We start from the raw sequence: 20,610 nt of genomic DNA, 5'->3' as shown, positions 1-20,610 counted from the left end.
TTTATTCAAGCGCGTCACAATCAACGCTTGGGAATGGCTTTCAGCACCGCCTGCAGCAACTGCCAGGCTTTGCCGACCGATTCCACTTCCACGCGCTCGCCAGGGGCGTGCGCGCCGCGGATGTTCGGACCGAAGGACACCATGTCCAGGTTCGGGTACTTGGAACCCAGGATGCCGCATTCCAGGCCGGCGTGGATCACCTGCACTTCGGCTTCGCCGCCGAATTCCTGACGGTACACATCCTTGAACAGGGCCAGCAGCTTGGATTGCGGATTCGGCGCCCAGCCCGGATAGCCGCCTTCCATCTCCACCTTGAACGCGGCCAGCTTGAACAGGCTCTCCACTTCGCGCGCCAGCATCCAGGTGCCAGAATCCAACAGCGAACGCACCATCAGGTTGGCGAAGACCTTGCCGTCGGCCACGGTGACCACGCCCAGGTTGTTGGACGTTTCCACCACGCCTTCCACGCGCTGGCTCATGCGCTTCACGCCGTGCGGCGCGGCATGCAGCGCGGACAGGATGGCGGTTTGGTCGGCGCGGGCCAGCACATCGGCTGCGGCGGCGGCTTCAGACAGCACCACCACGCCCTCGTCCACGCCGGCCAGTTCGAAGCGCATCAGCGCCTGGAAGGCATCCAGCTTGGCCGCCACCTTGGCCGCGTCGGCGGCCGGATAGGCCACCACGGCAAAGGCTTCGCGCGACAGCGCGTTGCGGGCGGTGCCGCCCTTCAGCGAGGCCAGGCGCAGGTCGGTTTCCGCTTCCAGCTCGCGGATCAGGCGGATCAGCAGCTTGTTGGCGTTGCCGCGGCCCAGGTGGATGTCGGCGCCGGAGTGGCCGCCTTTCAAGCCCTTGATGGTCAGGCTGGCAGTCTGGAAACCGGCCGGAACCGCTTCCGCCGCATATTCGCGGGTGACGTTCACGTCCACGCCGCCGGCGCAGCCCATGTAGAACTCGCCCCACTCTTCGGTATCGATATTGATCAGGTACTGGCCTTGCAGCAGGCCGGTTTCCAGGCCCAGCGCGCCGCCCATGCCGGCCTCTTCGTCCAGCGTCAGCAGCACTTCCACCGGGCCGTGGGCGACGTCGTCGCCGGACAGCACCGCCATGCCCAGCGCCACGCCGATGCCGTTGTCGGCGCCCAGCGTGGTGTTCTCGGCGACCAGCCAGCCATCCTTCAGCACCGGGCGGATCGGGTCTTTGAAGAAGTCGTGCTCGGTGCCGCTATTGGCCTGGCACACCATGTCCAGATGGCCTTGCAGCACCACGCCGGCGCGGTCTTCATAGCCGGGGGTGGCCGGCTTGCGGATGATCAGATTGCCCACCTGGTCCACAATGGTTTCCAGGCCGCGCAGCTCCGCCCAGCCTTTCATGTAGTCGCGCACCTGCTCTTCGTGCTTTGACGGGCGCGGAATGTCGCACAGGGTTTGGAAGTGTTCCCAGACGGCTTTGGGTTCGAGTTGGGCGATATCGGTCACAGCGTATTCCTTGATTCGGTGTCGCGACGCGGCCGATTTCAAGCACTGCCACGCCGCCGTATACTACATTCGCCATTGCGGCGAAGGCCGGAAAAATAGTGTTTCACTTTAACACGATGCCGCGGCAACGTCATGCCCATTGCCATGATCGTCGCCGCGGCTGGCGTGCGGTTTTACAGGCTGAAACGCAAGGATTTGACCAAGGCGCCTGGCAGCAGCTTGCTCTGCGTGGCGCGTCCGCCGTAGCTGCCGGCATCCACCAGCAGTTCGCGCTCGGCCGTCAGCGCCTCCAGTTGCTCGCCCAGCAGGCTGAACAGGCTGTCGTCGAAGCGCATCACACCCAGGGGCGCGACGATCTTGCCGTCTTCCACCCAGAAGCAGGCAAAGCGGGTCATGCCGGTGATGCGGCAGGCTGAGCGGTCGGAAAAGTTCAGATACCACAGATTGGACAGGTAGACGCCGGTGCCCAGCGCCTGCAGCGCCTGATCGCGCGGCAGATCGCCGGCTTGCAGCTGCATGGCCTCGGCAAACTCCATGCTGCCCGTATTGGGCTGCAGGCCATACTCGCGCGCGCTGCGCGGGTCGATCAGGCTGTTGCGGTGCTCGCCGCCGGCGATCAATTCCACGCGCTCCGGCCGGATGAATCCTTCGCGCTGGAACAAGGGCGACAAACCCTCGCCGCCCGCCTCCGCCAGATGCACCAGCGGCGACAGCTTGACCTCGCCCTCCGCCAGTTTCAGCAACGGACTGCGCTTGCTGCGGACTTCCTTTTCCGACACCCCGCCCCAGTTCAGCATGTTCAGCAGCGCGCCCAGCGCGCTGGGCGTGAAGTAAGCGCGATACTCGCCCGGCTCCAGCGTCTTCACCGGCAGCTTCAGCCACTCCAGCTGTCCGGCCGCCTCGTCAATGGCGCGGCCCAGCGCCGCGGCGTCCCACGCCGTGCCGGCCTGGCTGCGCTTGACCGCCTTGTCGCCATGCGAATACAGGCTCCAGTCGAAGTTCCAGCTCTCGCCTTGCTGCCAGTTGAACTGGCCCAGATGGTTGGCAAAGCCGAAACTCATCTGGCCGCTGGCCAGGATGCCCACCAGATCGTGGCCTTCTGCGGCGGCCAGAATATCGGCGACCATGCTTTCCGCTGGCGGCAACGTGTGCTGGCCTATGCGCTCGCTGCTTTGCGGCTGTTCGTTCAGCAGCAGGAAAGGGTCCTCCTGCACTTGCTCCAAGGCCGCGCGCAATTCCGGCAATGCGGCTTCTAGCAGCGCCAGATCGTCCGCGCCGCCGCTTAAGGACAATTGTTGCGTGGCCTGGCGCTGGCCGCGGATCAGCCGCATGTCCAGATACGCCTGCTCCACCGCTCCGGCTTGCCTGACCTTGCCGTGATTGAAACGGACGAAATCGGTCTGTTCCGCCTCCAGCCACAAGGTATAGCCTTCCCCCTCACGCAGCAGGCTGCTCAGCGCCGCCGCCAATGCTTGCAAATGCGCGCGCATCATGCCGCTCCTCCAAATACGTCCACGTCGCCGAATACGCAGGCCGGCGAGGCATGGCCCACTCGCACCACCTGGTTAGGCTCCCCCTTGCCGCAATACGGCGTGCCCATCACATTGAAGGTGGAGGCATCGCCCACCGCCTTCAGCGAGCGCCAGAAATTGGCGGAAATGCCGCGATAGTTGGGATTGCGCACCACGGCTTTCAGCTCGCCGTTCTCGATCAATTGTCCCCACTCGCAGCCGAACTGGAACTTGTTGCGCGAGTCGTCGATGGACCAGCTGACATTGGTCTGCATCAGCACGCCGCGCTCGATGCCGGCCACCAGTTGCGCAAGGCTTTGGTCGCCCGGCTCCACGTTCAGATTGGCCATGCGGTCTATCGGCGCCCGGTTCCAGTTGCAGGCGCGGCTATTGGCCACGCCATCCAGCGCAAAGCCGTTGAGACGGGCGCGCGCGGCGGAAATGTCGCCGCCCAGCGGTCGCTCCAGAATGCCGTTGCGGATCAGCCAGACCTTCTCGGCTGCCTTGCCGTCATCGTCCCAGCCATAGCTGGCCAGTTCGTTTCTCAGCAAGGGATCAAACGTGACGTTCAGCAATTCGGAGCCATAACGGTAATGGCCGAACATGTCCGGCGTGACAAAACTGGTGCCGGCATAGTTGCGCTCATCGCCCAGGATGCGGTCCAGCTCCAGCGGATGGCCGATGCTCTCGTGGATTTGCAGCATCATCTGTTCCGGCATCAGCAGCAGATCCATCTTGCCGCTGGGGCAGTTCGGCGCGTACAGCAGTTGCAGCGCCTCGTCTGCCACGCGGCGGCCAGCGCCGCGCAGGCCCGCCTGCGCGATCAGGTCCAAGCCGCCTTGACGGCCCAGGCCGCCGTACTGGCCGCCCAGGCTGCGGGTTTGCACCCGGCCCTCGGCAAACGCGGTCACCACCAGGGACGGCGTCAACGCGCGCAGGCGCTGCTCGGCTTCGCCGCCGTCGGAAGTCAGGTACAACTGATGGATGTCCTGCCGGAACAGGCTGGCCGACCAGTCCACCACGCGGCTGTCGTTGCCCTTTGCGGCGGCCGATTCGCTCAGCAGCAGGTCCAGCAACGAAGCGCGGGGCCACACGGACGCGGCGTCGCTGCCTGCGCCCTGATAACGGCCTTGCGGTTTGGGCAGTTGAATCTGCCGGTAGTCGAACACCCCATGGCCGGCGGTGGCGCGCGCCCAGCCGCGGGCGCGCTCAAAGGCGGCGCGCAGGCCCGCCTCGCTCAAATCGGCGGTGGCGGCGTAGCCATAGCCGCCGCCATCGCACACGGCGATCATCGCGCCGCGATCATGGCGGCGGGTCAGAGGCTGCTGCCTCCCCTGGCGCACGGACAAGCGCTCATTGTCTTCCTCCACATAGCGCAAGGAACAGAAATCCGCTTGGGGCTGCAGCGCCTGGAAGCGCCGACGGATGGTTTCAAGCATGGATAGCTCCAGACAAGGAAATGCCAAAGGCATTCATACTAATCAGTCACACCTTGCCCTGTCCATCGAATGTTGCAGGCTTTACAAACCCATTTCGCTCAGCCCGGGATGGCCGTCCGGGCGGCGGCCCAGCGGCCAGAAGAACTTGCGCTCGTCCTCGCCGATAGCCAAGTCGTTGATGCTGGCGTGGCGATGCGTCATCAAACCATCCGCCGCGAACGCCCAATTCTCGTTGCCATAGCTGCGGTACCACTGCCCGGCATCGTCATGCCATTCATAGGCAAAGCGGACGGCGATGCGATGGCCATCATGGGCCCATAACTCCTTGATCAAGCGATAGTCCAATTCCCGCCGCCATTTGCGCTCCAGCAGCGCCTGCGCTTGCGCGCGGCCCTGCGGAAAATCGACGCGGTTGCGCCAGCGGGTATCGGGACTGTAGGCCAGCACGATGCGCGCTGGGTCGCGGCTGTTCCAGGCATCCTCGGCCAGACGGATTTTTTCGATGGCGGTTTCACGGCTGAAGGGCGGCAATGGTGGGCGGTTTTCCAAAATATTTCTCCCCTTGGCTGCGTTTTGACATGGTAGACAGGTCTGTCTACCTGGCATGAGCCTATACCAAAGTAGACAAATCTGTCTACAATCATTGCCATGCATATTCCAGCCGCCAGCCACATCGCCGAATTGCCGCCGCGCGAGCGCATTCTTGCCACCGCCCACCGCCTGTTTTACCTGGAAGGCATCCGCGCAAGCGGCATAGACCGCATCATCGCGGAGTCCGGCGTCAGCAAAGTCACCTTCTACCGCCACTTTCCCAGCAAGAACGAGTTGATCCTGGCTTATCTGCAGCAGCGTCACCAGCTATGGATGCAGTGGTTTCAGGATGCCCTGCATCGCCATGCCGAAGCCGGCCCGGCGGCGCTGGCGGAGGCCTTAGCCGAATGGTTCGCCAGCGCGGATTTCCGTGGTTGCGCCTTCATCAACGGATTGAGCGAAATCCCCGCCGATCCCGCCGTGGCCGATGCGACCCGGCGCCATAAAACGGAGATGCGACAGGCGATAGCCTCGCTGCTGCCGGAGGGCGCCCAGCAGGCGCGGCAAGCCGGCATGCTGGCGCTTGCGTCAGATGGCGCGATTGTCCGCGCGCAGATCGAGGGCTCGCCAGACGCGGCGATAGCGGCGCTCCGCCAGATGATCCCATTGCTGACGGCAAGATGACGGCAGCCGGGCAGACATGCTAGCTTCGAGCGACACAGAATCTGGAGGGTCATCATGGAACATGCCCTGTATCGCCTGTTGGATGAGCAGCGAATCCGCTACCAGCGTTTCGAACATCCGCCGGTCTATACCTGCGAAGAAGCGGCGCGGCTGATCCCTGAGCTGCCCGGCGCGGAATGCAAGAATCTCTTCCTTTGCGACGCCAAGGGGCGCAGTCACTTCCTGGTGGCCGTGCCCGCCGAAGCCGGCGTCGACATCAAGACGCTGGGCGATATGCTGGGCGTCAAAGGCCTGCGTTTTGCCTCGCCGGAGCGGCTGAAGAAATACCTGGGCTTGGAGCCGGGATCGGTCACTTTGCTGGCCGCCGTCAACGACGGCAATCAACACGTCGCTATCGTGGTGGACGAGGTGCTGTGGGCGGCGGACGCCATCCTGAGCCACCCGCTGGTCAATACCGCCACCTTGAGTGTGCCGGTGGCCGATCTAGCGCGCCTCTTGGCTCACTGCGGCCACGCGCCGCGCATCCTGGCCGTGCCGCGCAGAAGCTAGCGCGCGGCATCTGACGCCACCGGCTCGCTCTTATTTCGCCTTGACGCCTCCCTCCCCTGATCCATTGGGGTGGGCCATCCCTTGCCATCCCCGTTTCAAACCGCTTGCCTTCCATGCTCACCCCGCCATCGCCGATATCGCGACGCGGGGTGGCCTGGCGGCGCGCAAGAGTTCCTTGACAAGAAATCTTACGATATATATCTTAAGACTCATATCTTAAGATATAAAAGAGGATGCCATGAGAGCAAAACACCTTTTCCATCTGTGCGCGCATGCCTTTGGCCGTGGCCATGGCGGGCGCGGCCACCGCGGCGGCGATGGCGAAATGACGCGCAGCCGCAAGTTCGGCGCGGACGATCTGCAGCTCTTGCTGCTGGCGCTGATCAATGAGCAACCGGCTCACGGCTATGAGTTGATCAAAGAGCTGGCCAGCCGCTCCAACGGCTATTACAGCCCCAGCCCGGGCATGGTTTACCCGGCGCTGACCTATCTGGAAGAACTGGGCCAGGTTACGGTGGCCGCCAGCGGCAACCGCAAGTGCTACTCCATCGCCCAGCCGGGCCAGAATCGGCTGGCGGAGCAAAAAGAGCATGTGGAACTGATGCTGGCCAAGCTGCGCCATATCGGCCGCAAGATGGAGCTGGCGCGCCGCGCCTATGCCGGCGAGGAAATAGGCGAAGACGGCGCAGCCGGCTGGACCAAGGAAATGATAGAAGCGCGCCGCGCCCTGAAACATGCGCTGCTGCTGCGCGATCACGCCGACGCCGAAGAGCAGCGCCGCATCGCCGCCATTCTGCAACGCGCCACCGCCGAGATCATCGGCCAGGCCAAATCCTAAGGAGCGCCGCATGACTCAAGACCTGACGATACAAAAACTACGCCACGCCACCCGCTTCCGCCTGCTGCAAGTCAGCCGGGTAACGCGGCTGACGCCAGCCATGCTGCGGATCACGCTGAGCGGCGACGATCTGGAAGGCTTTGTCTCCGCCTCCTTCGACGACCATATCAAACTGTTCTTCCCCGCCCCGGGCGAAGCCAAACCGGCTGCGCCCAGCATGGGCGAGGGCGGCATGAGCTTCCCCGCGAATAGACCCAAGCCGGTCATGCGCGACTACACGCCGCGCCGTTACGATGCGGCCAAGGGCGAACTGGATATCGATTTTGTGGTGCACGCCGGCGGCGTCGCCGCGCAGTGGGCCGTGAACGCCAAGCCTGGCGACTATCTGGGCATAGGCGGCCCGCGCGGCTCCCGCGTGGTGCCGACCGGCTTTGACTGGCACTGGCTGATAGGCGACGAATCGGCGCTGCCGGCGATCGCCCGGAGGCTGGAAACATTGCCGGCCGGCGCCCGCGGGCAAGCGTGGATATTGGTGGACGACGAGGATGGCCGGCTGCCGCTTGCCGCGCCGGCCGGCGTCGAAATCGTCTGGCGCTACCGCAAGCGCGGGCAGGACCTGCTGCAAGCCATTGAGCAAACCGCCCTGCCCGCCGGCGAAGGCTATGTCTGGGCCGCGGGGGAAAGCGGCGAAATGCGCCCGCTGCACAAGCACCTGCTGGCGCAAGGGCTGGATAAGGAGCGGATGCGCGTGGCCGGCTACTGGAAGCGCGGCGACGCTGGAGCGCATGAGAGCATTTCCGACTGAAAACAGGCGGCCATCCACTGCTCAAGCCGCCACGGTGCGCAGCAATTGCGTCAACAGAGGCGGCAGATAGCGCCGCTGCACGGTGATCGCGTAAAACGTTTCCTCCACCTGGGGCACGGCGCCATATTGCTGCAGCAAACCTTTCTCCAGCTCATCGCGCACCACGATGGCGGGCAGCAGCGCCACGCCGCCCGCGTCGCGCGCCAGCAGACGCAGCATGGCCATGTCGTCCACTTCCGCCCGGATTTGCGGCTTCCAACCCATTTCCTCGCACAGCAGGTCGAAGCGCAGACGGATCTCGCTCTTGCGGCTGGGCACCAGCAAGGGCAGGCGCGTCAGATCGCGCTCGATCTGGAAATCCCGCCCCATCTCCAGCGGCGGCCCCACCAGCACCACCGGCTGGCGCGCCAAGGTGCGGCAGCGCCAGGCCTGTTTGTCATCGGCCAGCACCGGTCGATTCGACAGCACCACGTCCAGCTCGTGCGCCTTTAGCCTGGCCAGCAGCTCCTCCAGGCTGCCCGCTTCCAGCACCAGCCGCACCTGTTGCTGGCGCAGCACCGGCTGCAAAAACCAATCCTGGAAATTGCGCGACAAGGTCGCCACGCTGCCGATGCGCAAGGTGCCGCCGCTGCCTTCGCTGGACGCCGCGCTGGCCAGCAGCTCGTTGCCCAGGGCGAAAATCTCCTCGGCGTAACGCATCACCACCGTGCCCAGTTCGGTCAATTGCAGCTTGCGGCCTTCGCGCAGAAACAGCGGTTGGCCCAGCTGTTCTTCCAGCTGGCGGATTTGCGCGGACAACGCCGATTGCGAAACATGCAAGCGCTCGGCGGCCCTGGTGAGGTGCCCCTCGCTGGCCACCGACCAGAAGTAATACAGATGGTGATAGTTGAGTCGACTCATTGTTCTTTATTAAAGAATGAAAACTAATATTTAATCTATTTTACTGAACATATCGATTAGGGCAAAGTGCCGGCATGCTTTAGACGGAGCCTCTCTATGTCCTTTTCCCTCTCCGCCGCCCTGCCCGTCGCCATCGCGCTGGCCTGGTTGTTGCCAGCCTGCTGGCCAGGCCCTGCCCTGCGCACGCATTGGCGGGCGGCTGAAGTGGCAGCCCTCTTCGGCGGCTTGTTGCTGTTGCCCTTAGCTTGGTTTGCTCCATCTGCGCCCTGGTTCGCCGCTGCCTGGCTGATGCAGGCGCTGATTCAGCTATTGGGCTGGATGGTGCTGCGCTATTCACGCCGCTACATGCAAGGCGAGCCCGGCCAGCACCGTTTCCTGCGCGCGCTGGGATGCTTGCTGGCTTCCGTCACGCTGGTCGTGCAAGGCACCCATCTTTTGCTGATGCTGGCGGCGTGGATAGTGTGCAGCCTGGCGTTGCAAACGCTGCTGACCTTCTACCCCGGCCGGCCTGCCGCCCAATTGGCGGCGCGGCGAGAGCGGCGCGCCAGCCGGCTGGCGGAGCTGCTGCTGATCGCCGCCTGGCTCTCCTGGACCTGCGCCGGCGGCAGCCTGGACCTGACGGCAGCCGCAACGGCTCCGATCTCCATCGAAAACCACGGCTATGCCACGCTGACTGCGGTGTTGCTTGTGGCTGCGGTGGGCATCAAGACCGCCCAGCTGCCCTTCCATGGCTGGCTGACCCAGGTAATGGAAGCGCCCACGCCGATTTCCGCCCTCTTGCATGCCGGCGTGGTGAATCTGGGCGGCATCGTGCTGATCAAGGCTGCGCCTTTGCTGCAAACGGCGCCTGCCGCCAATGCGCTGCTGATGCTGTGGGGCGGCCTGAGCGCGGCAGTGTGCTGCCTGGTGATGCTGACCCGCATCAGCGTCAAGCTGCGGCTGGCCTGGTCCACCTGCGCCCAGATGGGTTTCATGTTGCTGGAAATCGGCATGGGCCTGTATTCGCTGGCGCTGCTGCACTTGCTGGCCCACTCGCTGTATAAGGCGCATGCCTTTCTAAGCGCGGGCAATGCCGTACGCGACAGCGCCGCGCTGCGTCTGGCCGGCGGCGACGAAGCCGAAAGCCTGCCCGCGCACCTTGCGCGCGGCGCGCTGGCCGTGCTGGCGCTGGCCGTTTCGCAATGGCTGTGGCAACGCTGGCTGCCAGCCGCAGCGGTGCCGCCTTTGTTCTGGCTATGCATGGGGCTGGGCATGGGCGTGTTGCTGCGCGGCCCGTCAGGCCTGTTGGCGACGCTGGCGCTGTGCCAATCCTATCTGCTGCTGCATGCGCTGGCGGCCCAGGCGCTGCCGTGGCATGGCCAGCCGCCCGCAGCGTGGAGCCAATGGCTGCTCGGCGCGATTTTCGCCGTGGCCTTTTTGCTGCAGGGAGTGTTGCTGCGCCACCCGCAAGGCTGGTTGGCGCGCCGGCTCTATCCGCATGCCTTCGCCGGTTTTCATCTGGATGAATGGTGGTGCATGCTCGCCTGGCGCCAGCCCCGGACCCAGACTCCGATCCCATCCTGGCAACTGTCGCTGAAAGGAGGCCGTCATGACTAAGCTCGCCGCGCCATGGCAGCAGGCCGTGGAACGGGCCTTATCCGCCATCGCCCCATCCTGGCCCTTGGACAGCCTGGTGGCCAGCTCGCCTTACTGGGGCTTGCGCGATCGCACCTTCAAGCAGGCGGCCGATACCCTGCTTCACGTGGCCAACAGCCCGCTGCACCTGCCGCAAAGCGAATACCTGGCCGCCTGGCGCAGCGGCGAAATCACGCGCGATGCCTTGCAGGCCGCGCTGAACGAGACCGGCTGGACCGATTCGCTGGAAACCTGGCTGGAACGGGCGCGCCAGTCTTTCGCCCCCCCTGCCGCACCTGTCCTTCTTACCGAACTCTGCGCCGTCCCTGCCGGCCTGATGAGCGCCCAGCGCTGGGCCGATGTCGTCATCCAGCAGATCAGCCAGTATTGCGCCGCCTGGTTTGATCGTGACCAAGCCAACTGGCACTTGTCGCATGAGCATGGGTTTTACGCCGCCTGGCGGGAGCAGATGCGCCATCCCTACGGTTTGACCGCATCGCCGCAAATGCGGGAACGTTTGCGACAGCACGCGATACGTCTGCCTGCCGATGCCGAGTCCATGCTGGCATCCGGCATCGCCCAGCTGCAGCCGGATGCCGACTGGGCGGCGCCATGGCTGCAAGCGCTGTTAATGCGCAACAATGGCTGGGCCGGCTGGTGCGCCTATCTCGCCTGGCAAGCCCATCTGGCGGGCGAGAGCGATAGACACTTGCAAGAACTCTTGGCCATCCAGCTGGCCTGGGAATGCCTGCTGGACGATGGCCGGCGCGACGCCGGCAGCGCCTGGGCGTCTTGGCGCCATGCGTGGCAACATCATGGAGACTGCCGCGCCAACCCGTTTGCCGCAGTCTGGCAGCGCGCGCATGAGCTGTCCCTGAACTTGCCGTTGACGCAGGCGCTATGCGAACCCTCGCCGGCGCAAACCGGCACGCGCCCGGCGATGCAAGCCGTGTTCTGCATCGATGTGCGCTCGGAGCCTTTGCGCCGCGCGCTGGAAGGAACCATTCCCGAATGCCATACCCATGGCTTCGCCGGCTTTTTCGGCCTGCCGCTGGCCTACCGGCCGCCGGGCAGCGAATCCGCCCAGCCGCGCCTCCCGGTCCTGCTTGGCCCTGCCTGGGAAGCCACCTCGCCTGCCCCCCAACCGCGTCCGGAGCGGCGCAGCGGATGGCAAAACTTCCAACGCTCCCCCGCCGCCGGTTTCGCTCTGGTGGAAAGCATGGGTCTGGGCAAAATCGCCAGCCTGGCCCACCGCAGCCTGCCGCGCGCGCGCCAGGCGCAGTTGCCGGATATTGATCCATGGCTGAGCCGACACAGCGCCGCGCCCGTGCCGCAAGCCTCGCTGCCGCTGGAGCAGAAGGCCAAGCTGGCGGCGGGCTTGCTGCCGGCGATGGGGCTGAATGGTGAACTTGCGCCCTGGGTGCTGTTGACCGGCCACGCCAGCCACGCCAGCAATAATCCGCAAGCCGCCGCGCTGCAATGCGGCGCCTGCGGCGGCCATGGCGGCCACCAGCATGTCCGCCTGCTGGCCAGCTGGTTGAATGATCCGGCGCTGCGCGCGCTGCTGGCCGAGCAAGGCCAGCCCATCCCGGCGGACACCGTTTTCCTGCCAGCGCTGCACCTGACGCACAGCGATGAAATCCTGCTGCTGGACACCGATGCGCTGGCGGCCGATGTCCGCGCCCGCCTGCCACTGCTTGAGGCGCAATTGCGGGAAGCTTCCGCACTGGCCAGGCGGCGGCGCGCGCCAGCGGTCAATCTCGACGCCAGCCTCAGCGATCAGGCCTTGCTGCAAAAAATGCGGCAAAAAGGCGACGATTGGGCGGAAACGCGCCCGGAGTGGGCGCTGGCCGGCAACGCCCTGTTCATCGCGGCGCCGCGCGGCAAAACCAGGGACCTGGACCTGCAAGGCCGCGCCTTCCTGCATGATTACGACTGGCGGCAGGACGCGGACGGAAAAGGGCTGGAAACCATTCTGGCCGCGCCCATGGTGGTGGCGCACTGGATCAATATGCAGTATTTCGCCTCCACCGTGGATCCGCGCCGTTTCGGCAGCGGCAACAAGCTGCTGCACAATGTGGTGGGCGGCCGCATCGGCGTGTTCGAAGGCAATAGCGGCGATCTGCGCATAGGGCTGTCCTGGCAATCGGTGCACGATGGCCAGCGGCTGCGCCACGCGCCGCTGCGGCTGGCCGCCTGCATCGATGCCCCTCCGGAGAGGCTGGCCGCCGCCCTGTCCCGCCAGCCGCTGCCAAAGCAGTTGATCGAAAACGGCTGGCTGCATCTGTACTGCGTGCACGGCGACACGCCGCTGCGCTGGCATGCCGATGGAGGCTGGCGACATGATGCTTGATCGCAAGGCCGCGCTGTTGACCCGCCATGGCAAGCAGGCAGCGCTGGCGCCCGTGCTGGCGGACATAGGCTGGCGATTATCGCTGGTCGATAGCTTCGATACCGACAGCCTGGGCACGTTCACCGGCGAGACGCCGCGCGCCGGCAGCCAGCGCGACGCGGCCCTGGCCAAAGCCAAGCTGGCCTGCGAACTCAGCGGGCTGCGGCATGGCATCGGCAGCGAAGGCAGCTTCGGCGGCGATCCCTGGCTGGGCAGCTGCGCCTGGGCGACGGAGCTGCTGGTTTATTGGGATGCGGCGCGCGAATACGCCGTGGAAGCGTGGATCAGCGGGCCGGAAACCCATTACCGCCACTGGATGCTGCATGACCTGGACAGCCTGCCCGAGCTGCTGCGCCAGGCCGATTTCCCCGCGCACGGCCTGATCGTCGGCCGGCCCGGCGAGCCGGCGTTTCATAAATCGCTGCCCGATGAACGCGCGCTGCGCATGCACCTGGAAGCGCATCTGGCTGCCGGTCCGCTGCGTCTGGAAACCGATATGCGCGCCCACCGCAACCCAACGCGGATGGCCATGATCGCCCGCTGCGCGGAGAAGCTGGCCGCTCGGCTGGCCAGTCCGTGCCCGGATTGCGGCATGCCGGGCTTCGGCGAAATCGCCCCGCTCGCCGGCGCGCCATGCCTGGACTGCGGCGCGCCTACCCGGCAGCCTGGCGTTCGCCGCTGGCAATGCCCCTGCTGCCTGGCCATGCGCCAGGAAACGTTGAGCGCGCCTGTCTCGCCGCAATATTGCGACATTTGTAATCCATAACGCGATAGAGAAATATGAAGTCCCTGCACCCTACACCCGAAGACCTGGATCTGGCCGCCTCGCTATTGCGCCAGGGGCAACTGGTTGCCTTGCCTACGGAAACCGTTTACGGCCTGGCCGGCGACGCCACCAATCCCGAGGCCGTCGCGGCGATTTTCCGCGCCAAGAACCGGCCGGCCGACCATCCGCTGATCGTCCACCTGCCCGGCGTGGATCACTTGATGAACTGGGCTGCTCGCGTGCCCGATCATGCCTGGCCGGTGATCGAGCGCTTCTGGCCCGGCCCCTTGACCCTGGTGTTGCCGGCCAGAAGCGACGTGCCCGCCATCATCAATGCCGGCCAGGATACCGTCGCCCTGCGTTGGTCCAGCCACCCCTTGCTGCAGCAGGTGCTGGACCGGCTGCAAAAACCGGTTGCCGCGCCTTCTGCCAATCCATTCTGCCGCATCAGTCCCACCACGGCGGAGCATGTGCGGTCGCATCTGGAAGGACAGATAGCCGCCGTGCTGGACGGCGGCCCCTGCGCGGTAGGCATTGAATCGACCATTCTCGATCTCAGCGGCCCGCGTCCCGCCATTTTGCGGCCCGGCGCCATTACAGCCGACATGCTGGCGCCTTATCTTGACCTGGCGGAAAAGGCCGCGCCCGACGCGCCGCGCGTGCCGGGCAATCTGGCCTTGCACTACTCGCCGCGCCAGCCCTGCTACCGGATCGAGCCGGCAGAGGCAGAGTACGTACTGGCCTCCGCGCAGTGGCGCGACAGCGCCGTGTTGGCGATGGATGCGCCCGGCATCACCGCTGGCTGGTTTCGGCAAATGCCATCCACCCCGGACGCCTATGCCCAGGCGCTGTACGCCGCCCTGCACGAGGCGGATGGCAGCGGCTGCCCATCCGTGCTGGTGATCCTGCCCCCTGACGAGCCAGCCTGGCGCGCAGTGCGCGACCGCCTCCTGCGCGCCGCCCGGCCACTAGGGGCTGTTGACGTTTTGTGAGTGGATCGCGTTTGCGCTTCGCCAAACCCTCCGGGCCGGGCGCCTTTCGCGCCGACTCTTCGTTGTTCCGCGCTGGCGGAGAATGACTATGCGGCGCGCGAAACGCCTCGATTCCTCGCAAAACGCATCCCGGCGCGACCGCTCACCAAACCTCAACAGCCCCTGGGTTAAGAGCCAAAAAAAACGGAAGCCCAAGGGCTTCCGTTTTGCATGCGAGGCGGGATCAACCCACCCAGCGCCGCGCGCTGGCGAACATGCGGTACCAGCCGCCGCTCTCGCCCCAATCTGCCGGATGCCAGCTGTTCTGCACAGTGCGGAACACCCGCTCCGGGTGCGGCATCATGATGGTGAAGCGGCCGTCCGGCGTGGTGACGCCAGTGACGCCCAGCGGGGAGCCGTTCGGGTTCAGCGGATAGGTTTCGGTGGCGCGGCCATCAAAGTCGATGTAACGCAGCGCCGTCAACGCCTTGTCCTGCGCGCCCGGCGCGAACACCGCGCGGCCCTCGCCATGGCTGACCACCACCGGCAGGCGGCTGCCGGCCATGTCGGACAGGAAGATCGACGGCGAGGCAACCACCTCCACCATGCTGAAGCGCGCTTCGAACTGTTCCGACGCGTTGCGGCGGAACTTAGGCCAGTTCTCCGCGCCCGGAATGATGGCCGACAGGTTGGACATCATCTGGCAGCCGTTGCACACGCCCAGCGCGAAGGTATCGCCGCGGCCGAAGAAGGCCTCGAACTCGTCGCGCGCGCGCGGGTTGAGCAGGATGCTCTTTGCCCAGCCCTCGCCGGCGCCCAGCACATCGCCATAGCTGAAGCCGCCGCAGGCGGCCAGGCCCTTGAAGTCGGCCAGCGCCACGCGGCCGGCGATGATGTCGCTCATATGCACGTCCACCGCGTCGAAGCCGGCGCGGTCGAAGGCGGCGGCCATTTCCAGCTGGCCGTTGACGCCCTGCTCGCGCAGGATGGCCATGCGGGGACGCTTGCCCGTGGAAATGTAAGGCGCGGCCGGATTGCCGTGCACGTCGAACGACAGCTGCGCGAACAGTCCGCGCGACTTGGCGTGGCTGCGCAGCAATTGCTCGCTGTCGGCGCAGGCCGGGTTGTCGCGCAGACGCTGCATGCGGGCGCTGGTTTCGGACCAGGCGCAGAACAGCTCGCTGCGGCTCTCGCTGAACAGATCCTTGCCCTTGTGGCGGATCACCAGGCGGTCGTAGCTGTTGGTGCGGCCGATGACGAACAGCTCGCGGCCGATGCCGGCCTTCATGAAGCGGGAAATCACTTCTGAGGTGTCGGACTTCTTCACCTGCAGCACCGCGCCCAGCTCTTCGCAGAACAGCACGCGCATGATCCGGCCATGGGTGGCGGCTTCCTGCGCCGGCGGCACGTAGTCGTCTATCATGCGCTGGGTGTTCTGGCGCTCGATCACCAGCTCTTGCAGGTCGACGCTGATGCCGATATGGCTGGCGAACATCATTTCCGCCAGGGTGGCGAACAGGCCGCCGTCGGAACGATCATGGTAGGCCAGCAACATGTCGTCGCGCAGCAGCGACTGCACCGTATTGAAGAAGGCGGACAACTGCAGCGGGTTCTCCACGTCCGGCGAGCGGCCGCGCATATCCTTCCACACCTGCCCCATGATGGAGCCGCCCAGGCGGCCGCGGCCGTAACCCAGGTCGATCAGGATCAGGTCGCTGTCCTTGACGTCCTTCAGTTCCGGCGTGACGGTCTTGCGCACATCCTCAACCGGGGAGAAGGCGGAAATCACCAGCGACAAGGGCGCGGTAACGGACTTCTGTTCGCCGTCCTCTTGCCACACCGTCTTCATCGACAGCGAGTCCTTGCCCACCGGGATGCTGACGCCCAGGCTCTGGCTCAACTCGGACACCGCCTCCACCGTGCGGTACAGATTGGCGTCTTCGCCCGGGTGGCCGGCCGGCGCCATCCAGTTGGCGGACAGCTTGACGTTGCCCAAGTGGCCGACAAAGGCGGCGGCGATATTGGTCAGCGCCTCGCCGATGGCCATGCGGCCGGAAGCCGGCGCATTCAGCAGCGCGGCCGGCGTGCGTTCGCCCATCGCCATCGCCTCGCCGCGATAGGTGTTGAAACCCATGGTGGTCACGGCCACGTCCGCTACCGGCACCTGCCAGCGGCCCACCATCTGGTCGCGCGCGGTCATGCCGCCTACGGTACGATCGCCGATTGTGATCAGGAAGGACTTGTCGGCCACGGTGGGGTGGCGCAGCACGCGGTAGGCGGTTTCGCGCAACGGGTACTGCGAGGCGTCCAGCACCTCGAATGCCGACTCCACGGTCTTGGCATCGCGCGTCATGCGCGGCGGCTTGCCCAGCAGCACGTCCAGCGGCATATCCACCGGATTGTTGCCGAAGTAATCGTCGCGCACCTGCAGGTGGCCGTCGTCGGTCGCCACGCCCATGACCGCGAACGGACAGCGCTCGCGCTCGCAGATGGCGGTGAAACGATCCAAATCCTCCGGCAGCACGGCCATCACGTAGCGCTCTTGCGCCTCGTTGGACCAGATCTGCATCGGCGTCATACCCTTCTCTTCCAGATGCACCTTGCGCAGGTGGAAGATCGCGCCGCGGCCGGCGTCGTTCACCAGTTCCGGGAAGGCGTTGGATAGGCCGCCCGCACCCACGTCGTGAATGGAGACGATGGGGTTGGCTTCGCCCAGCTGCCAGCAGCGGTCGATCACTTCCTGGCAGCGGCGTTCGATTTCCGGATTGCCGCGCTGCACGGAGTCGAAGTCCAGATTCTCGCTGTTGGCGCCAGTGTCCATCGACGAAGCCGCGCCGCCGCCCAGGCCGATCAGCAAGCCAGGGCCGCCCAATTGGATCAGCAAAGCGCCTTCCGGAATCTCGTTCTTATGGATCTGCTGCTGCTGGATGTTGCCCAGGCCGCCGGCCAGCATGATGGGCTTGTGATAGCCGCGCATCTCGCCGGCAAACTCATGCTCGAAGGTGCGGAAGTAGCCGGCCAGATTGGGACGGCCAAACTCGTTGTTGAACGCCGCGCCGCCGATCGGGCCTTCCAGCATGATCTGCAGCGCCGAGGCGATGCGGCCCGGCTTGCCGTATTCCGGCTGCTCGTCGCGGTACAGCTCCCACGGCTGCTTGAAGCCAGGGATATTCAGGTTGGACACGGTAAAACCGGTCAGGCCTGCCTTGGGGCGGGAGCCGCGCCCGGTGGCGCCTTCGTCGCGGATTTCCCCGCCGTTGCCGGTGGACGCGCCAGGGAAAGGCGAAATGGCTGTCGGATGGTTGTGCGTTTCCACCTTCATCAGAATATCGGTGGGTTCGCTGTTGTAGGCGTACTGATTGCTGCCCGGCTGCGGGTAAAAGCGCTCGATGAAAGCGCCCTCGATCACCGAGGCGTTGTCCTTGTAGGCCACCAGCGTGCCTTGCGGATGGGCGTCATGGGTATCGCGGATCATGCGGAACAGCGATTTGCCTTGTTCCACGCCGTCGATGATGAACTGCGCGTTGAAAATCTTGTGGCGGCAGTGCTCGGAGTTGGCCTGGGCAAACATCATCAGCTCGACGTCGCTGGGATTGCGCTTCAGCTTGATGAAATTCTCAACCAGATATTCCACCTCATCGTCGGACAGCGCCAAGCCCAATGTGGCGTTGGCTTGCTCCAAGGCGGCGCGGCCACCGTTCAGCACGTCAACCGTGGTCATCGGTTGCGGGTCGATATGGACGAACAGCTTTTCCACCTCGTCAAACGAGGATAGAACGGTCTCCGTCATCCTATCGTGCAAGAGGCTCGCCAGGATGTGGCGAGCCTCTTTACTTGAAGATTTATCGGCGGACTGGATTCGGAATGCAGTGCCGCGCTCTATCCGTCGGATGTTAGGCAATCCGCAGTGCCGGGCGATGTCGGTCGCCTTGGACGCCCATGGAGACAACGTCCCCAGGCACGGCGTGACCAGGAACAGCTCGCCACTCGGCTCCTCGCTCAGCGGCGGTTCGCCGTAGCTGAGCAGCTGGCCCAGCACGCCGACTTCCTCCAGCGTCAATTCGCTGTCGCTTTCCGCGAAATGCCAATACTCGGCTGTCAGGACGAGATCCTTAAAACCGGCATCGGCCGCTGCCGCCTGCAGTTTTTCAAGACGAAACGGTGACAGAGCGATGCCACCGCGCAGCTTGGTAATGTAAGACATTAGACACCCGCGACAAGTACCAGGAAAGGGCGTCATAATACAGCAAAACATCGCCGCATTTAAGGCGGAACCGGACTTTCCGGGGCCGCATCGGAATTTTTTTTGATTTACCCGAATATCATCCGCTTTATCAGGAGCATTGCCCAATGAAAAAGGTCGAAGCCGTCATCAAACCGTTCAAGCTGGACGAAGTGCGCGAGGCGCTGTCGGAGATCGGCGTCAACGGCCTCACCGTGTCTGAAGTCAAGGGATTCGGCCGCCAGAAAGGCCATACCGAGCTGTATCGCGGCGCCGAATACGTGGTGGATTTCCTGCCCAAGGTGAAAATCGAGGTAGTGCTGCCGGATGATCTGGTGGACCGCGCCATCGACACCATCGTGGCCGCCGCCCGCACCGGCAAGATCGGCGACGGCAAGATCTTCGTCACCCCGGTGGAACAGGTGGTGCGCATCCGCACCGGCGAAACCAACGAACAGGCGATCTGATCCGCGCCCATAAAAAAAGCCCTCCGAAACCGGAGGGCTTTTTGCTGCCCGTCAAGCGGGCAAGGATGGAGATCAATCGCGGTTGCCGCCGAAGGCCAGCAGCAATTGCAGCAGGCTGGTGAACAAGTTGTAGATGCTGATGTAGATCGACAGCGCGGCGGAGATATAGCTGTTTTCGCCACCATCGACCACGGTCTTCACCTGCCACAGGATCATCAGCGAGCTGAACAGCGCGAAGGCCGCGGAGATCATCAGCTGGAAGGCCGGCATGCGCAGGAACAAGTTAGCCACCACGGCCACCATCAGCACGATGGCGCCGACCATCAGGAAGTTGCCCAGGCCGGACAGGTCGCGCTTGGTGGTGGAGGCGATGCCCGCCATCACGAAGAACACGACGGAAGTGGCCGCGCCCGCGGTCATGATCAGCTGGCCGCCGTTGGAAAACTTCAGCGCGAACTGCAGCAAAGGCCCAAGCAGCACGCCCATCATAAAGGTGAAGCCCAGCATCAGGAACACGCCCAGAGAGCTGTAGCGGTTCTTTTCGATGGCGAACACCAGGCCGTAGAACACGGCCATGATCAGCAGCATGCCCATGATGGGGCTGCCCGCCAGGAAGGCGAAACTCATATGGGTGCCGACAATGGCGCCCATCACGGTAGGGATCATCGACAGGCCCAGCAGGCCGTAAGTATTGCGCAGCACTTTGTTGCGCACATCGGCCATAGGGGTCGACTGGTAGGCCGTCTGGAAGTCGGGGTGCATGTGAAGCTCTCCTGAGTTGGTTGTTCTGGAAATATTTTGGAATTGTAAGCAACAGACCATGCCGAAGGGAATAAGTTTCCGACTGTCGGCAAGACTTGTCATGTCGGATTCCTTGCGTTATTATTCCGTCCTCTTCTGGGAGCAGATGCGGGCAAACCCCGCAATTGCAAGCCCACACCACAATGCGAGAGTGGCGGAATTGGTAGACGCACTGGATTTAGGTTCCAGCGCCGCAAGGCGTGAGAGTTCGAGTCTCTCCTTTCGCACCATCCCTAGTTTTTACGTTTCCCTTCACAGCCCATCAAAGCCCGTAAATAAAGGCTTTTCCAAGAAACACACCCCCACCGAAACACTGCATAAACCACTGTAATACGCTATAGTTTGGACCAAATCTGGACCAAGAATTGTCCCAGGCATGGCAACGATAGAACCGTGCGGCGACAAGCGGGGAGCCAAAGCATGCCAAGTTGAAATTTGCCGATCCGACACTTTCCAAGCGTCGCGACGATCCATAACTTAACTCCCCGGCCTACCCCCTGATCATTTTCGCATCTCAATGGCCGCGTTCAGCCATTTCCCACCTGCAGTACGCAGATTCAAACAGTGGCGCCCGGAGGGCAAAGGACGGTGTTGTCTACATCTGCTGACGCGTCACGACCCTAAGGAAAAAATTTTAGCCGCGCG

The 20,610-nt window shown here is 64.3% G+C and carries 16 protein-coding genes and 1 tRNA gene; 10 read left to right on the top strand and 7 right to left on the bottom strand.

What is annotated here, in order from left to right; all coding sequences use genetic code 11:
* Positions 1-20: 20 nt before the first annotated feature.
* From JHD59_RS11335 to JHD59_RS11320, 4 genes are all read right to left on the bottom strand, one after another.
* On the bottom strand, positions 21-1,475 hold the full coding sequence (locus JHD59_RS11335; RefSeq protein ID WP_199154312.1) for an aminoacyl-histidine dipeptidase: 1,455 nt from the start codon (positions 1,473-1,475) through the stop codon (positions 21-23).
* A gap of 173 nt (positions 1,476-1,648) precedes the next feature.
* Positions 1,649-2,968 carry a metallopeptidase TldD-related protein gene (locus JHD59_RS11330; protein ID WP_103320740.1) on the bottom strand — a complete coding sequence of 440 codons (1,320 nt, stop codon included), beginning with the start codon at positions 2,966-2,968 and terminating at the stop codon, positions 1,649-1,651.
* Positions 2,965-4,425, bottom strand: coding sequence for a TldD/PmbA family protein (locus tag JHD59_RS11325; protein ID WP_199154311.1), 1,461 nt, complete (start codon positions 4,423-4,425; stop codon positions 2,965-2,967). Before JHD59_RS11325 ends, JHD59_RS11330 begins: the two co-directional genes overlap by 4 nt.
* An 81-nt stretch (positions 4,426-4,506) precedes the next feature.
* Positions 4,507-4,974 carry a nuclear transport factor 2 family protein gene (locus JHD59_RS11320; protein WP_199080769.1) on the bottom strand — a complete coding sequence of 156 codons (468 nt, stop codon included), beginning with the start codon at positions 4,972-4,974 and terminating at the stop codon, positions 4,507-4,509.
* Positions 4,975-5,073: 99 nt separating this feature from the next.
* On the opposite strand from JHD59_RS11320, the gene JHD59_RS11315 reads away from it, so the two are divergent.
* The 4 genes from JHD59_RS11315 (at position 5,074) to JHD59_RS11300 (ending at position 7,832) form a co-directional block, all read left to right on the top strand.
* Entirely contained in the window at positions 5,074-5,640 is a 567-nt protein-coding gene (locus JHD59_RS11315; RefSeq protein ID WP_199154310.1) for a TetR/AcrR family transcriptional regulator, read from the top strand.
* 54 nt (positions 5,641-5,694) lie between these two features.
* Positions 5,695-6,189 (top strand): prolyl-tRNA synthetase associated domain-containing protein, encoded by a 495-nt coding sequence (locus tag JHD59_RS11310; protein ID WP_199154309.1) that lies wholly within the window; start codon positions 5,695-5,697, stop codon positions 6,187-6,189.
* Positions 6,190-6,427: 238 nt separating this feature from the next.
* On the top strand, positions 6,428-7,027 hold the full coding sequence (locus JHD59_RS11305; protein WP_199154308.1) for a PadR family transcriptional regulator: 600 nt from the start codon (positions 6,428-6,430) through the stop codon (positions 7,025-7,027).
* A gap of 10 nt (positions 7,028-7,037) precedes the next feature.
* Entirely contained in the window at positions 7,038-7,832 is a 795-nt protein-coding gene (locus JHD59_RS11300; RefSeq protein WP_199154307.1) for a siderophore-interacting protein, read from the top strand.
* A gap of 21 nt (positions 7,833-7,853) precedes the next feature.
* Here the strand turns inward: JHD59_RS11300 and JHD59_RS11295 are convergent, their stop codons facing one another.
* The gene (locus JHD59_RS11295; RefSeq protein WP_199154306.1) at positions 7,854-8,732 is read right to left on the bottom strand and encodes a LysR family transcriptional regulator; all 879 of its coding nucleotides are present in this window, start codon (positions 8,730-8,732) and stop codon (positions 7,854-7,856) included.
* Positions 8,733-8,828: 96 nt separating this feature from the next.
* Here JHD59_RS11295 and JHD59_RS11290 point away from each other — a divergent pair, with 96 nt between their 5' ends.
* From JHD59_RS11290 to JHD59_RS11275, 4 genes are read left to right on the top strand one after another with little or no spacing between them, the layout of a single operon-like run.
* A complete protein-coding gene (locus JHD59_RS11290; protein ID WP_199154305.1) occupies positions 8,829-10,328 on the top strand; it encodes an NADH-quinone oxidoreductase subunit L in 1,500 nt (499 codons plus the stop codon).
* Positions 10,321-12,699, top strand: a complete 2,379-nt coding sequence (locus tag JHD59_RS11285; protein WP_199154304.1) for a YbcC family protein — start codon at positions 10,321-10,323, stop codon at positions 12,697-12,699. The genes JHD59_RS11290 and JHD59_RS11285 overlap by 8 nt, the downstream gene beginning before the upstream one ends.
* Entirely contained in the window at positions 12,689-13,504 is an 816-nt protein-coding gene (locus JHD59_RS11280) for a DUF6671 family protein (RefSeq protein WP_199154303.1), read from the top strand. Before JHD59_RS11285 ends, JHD59_RS11280 begins: the two co-directional genes overlap by 11 nt.
* A gap of 14 nt (positions 13,505-13,518) precedes the next feature.
* The gene (locus JHD59_RS11275; protein ID WP_199154302.1) at positions 13,519-14,496 is read left to right on the top strand and encodes an L-threonylcarbamoyladenylate synthase; all 978 of its coding nucleotides are present in this window, start codon (positions 13,519-13,521) and stop codon (positions 14,494-14,496) included.
* Between the two features lie 223 nt (positions 14,497-14,719).
* On the opposite strand, the gene purL is transcribed toward JHD59_RS11275, so the two are convergent.
* Complete coding sequence (purL, locus tag JHD59_RS11270) at positions 14,720-18,679, bottom strand: phosphoribosylformylglycinamidine synthase (protein ID WP_199154301.1); 3,960 nt, start codon at positions 18,677-18,679, stop codon at positions 14,720-14,722.
* 146 nt (positions 18,680-18,825) lie between these two features.
* Here purL and JHD59_RS11265 point away from each other — a divergent pair, with 146 nt between their 5' ends.
* Positions 18,826-19,164 carry a P-II family nitrogen regulator gene (locus tag JHD59_RS11265; protein ID WP_071108570.1) on the top strand — a complete coding sequence of 113 codons (339 nt, stop codon included), beginning with the start codon at positions 18,826-18,828 and terminating at the stop codon, positions 19,162-19,164.
* A 72-nt stretch (positions 19,165-19,236) separates the two neighbouring features.
* Here JHD59_RS11265 and JHD59_RS11260 read toward each other — a convergent pair whose 3' ends face one another.
* Positions 19,237-19,926: a Bax inhibitor-1/YccA family protein gene (locus JHD59_RS11260; RefSeq protein WP_103320753.1), complete on the bottom strand. Its 690-nt coding sequence runs from the start codon at positions 19,924-19,926 to the stop codon at positions 19,237-19,239.
* Between the two features lie 184 nt (positions 19,927-20,110).
* Here JHD59_RS11260 and JHD59_RS11255 point away from each other — a divergent pair.
* Positions 20,111-20,195: transfer RNA gene (locus tag JHD59_RS11255), tRNA-Leu, on the top strand.
* Positions 20,196-20,610 lie beyond the last annotated feature (415 nt).

The organism is Chromobacterium sp. ASV23 (assembly GCF_016428945.1).
Classification (GTDB): domain Bacteria; phylum Pseudomonadota; class Gammaproteobacteria; order Burkholderiales; family Chromobacteriaceae; genus Chromobacterium; species Chromobacterium sinusclupearum.
Note: the sequence above shows the minus strand (reverse complement) of the source record. Positions and strands in the feature narration are given on the sequence as shown.

What these genes read in the sequence shown, in the direction of transcription:
- JHD59_RS11290 (WP_199154305.1), top strand. Translation starts at nt 8,829, where the DNA reads ATGTCCTTTTCCCTCTCCGCCGCCCTGCCCGTCGCCATCGCGCTGGCC.
- JHD59_RS11260 (WP_103320753.1), bottom strand. Translation starts at nt 19,926, where the DNA reads ATGCACCCCGACTTCCAGACGGCCTACCAGTCGACCCCTATGGCCGAT.
- JHD59_RS11295 (WP_199154306.1), bottom strand. Translation starts at nt 8,732, where the DNA reads ATGAGTCGACTCAACTATCACCATCTGTATTACTTCTGGTCGGTGGCC.
- JHD59_RS11285 (WP_199154304.1), top strand. Translation starts at nt 10,321, where the DNA reads ATGACTAAGCTCGCCGCGCCATGGCAGCAGGCCGTGGAACGGGCCTTA.
- JHD59_RS11265 (WP_071108570.1), top strand. Translation starts at nt 18,826, where the DNA reads ATGAAAAAGGTCGAAGCCGTCATCAAACCGTTCAAGCTGGACGAAGTG.
- JHD59_RS11325 (WP_199154311.1), bottom strand. Translation starts at nt 4,425, where the DNA reads ATGCTTGAAACCATCCGTCGGCGCTTCCAGGCGCTGCAGCCCCAAGCG.
- JHD59_RS11310 (WP_199154309.1), top strand. Translation starts at nt 5,695, where the DNA reads ATGGAACATGCCCTGTATCGCCTGTTGGATGAGCAGCGAATCCGCTAC.
- JHD59_RS11280 (WP_199154303.1), top strand. Translation starts at nt 12,689, where the DNA reads ATGATGCTTGATCGCAAGGCCGCGCTGTTGACCCGCCATGGCAAGCAG.
- JHD59_RS11315 (WP_199154310.1), top strand. Translation starts at nt 5,074, where the DNA reads ATGCATATTCCAGCCGCCAGCCACATCGCCGAATTGCCGCCGCGCGAG.
- purL (WP_199154301.1), bottom strand. Translation starts at nt 18,679, where the DNA reads ATGTCTTACATTACCAAGCTGCGCGGTGGCATCGCTCTGTCACCGTTT.
- JHD59_RS11330 (WP_103320740.1), bottom strand. Translation starts at nt 2,968, where the DNA reads ATGATGCGCGCGCATTTGCAAGCATTGGCGGCGGCGCTGAGCAGCCTG.
- JHD59_RS11305 (WP_199154308.1), top strand. Translation starts at nt 6,428, where the DNA reads ATGAGAGCAAAACACCTTTTCCATCTGTGCGCGCATGCCTTTGGCCGT.
- JHD59_RS11300 (WP_199154307.1), top strand. Translation starts at nt 7,038, where the DNA reads ATGACTCAAGACCTGACGATACAAAAACTACGCCACGCCACCCGCTTC.
- JHD59_RS11275 (WP_199154302.1), top strand. Translation starts at nt 13,519, where the DNA reads ATGAAGTCCCTGCACCCTACACCCGAAGACCTGGATCTGGCCGCCTCG.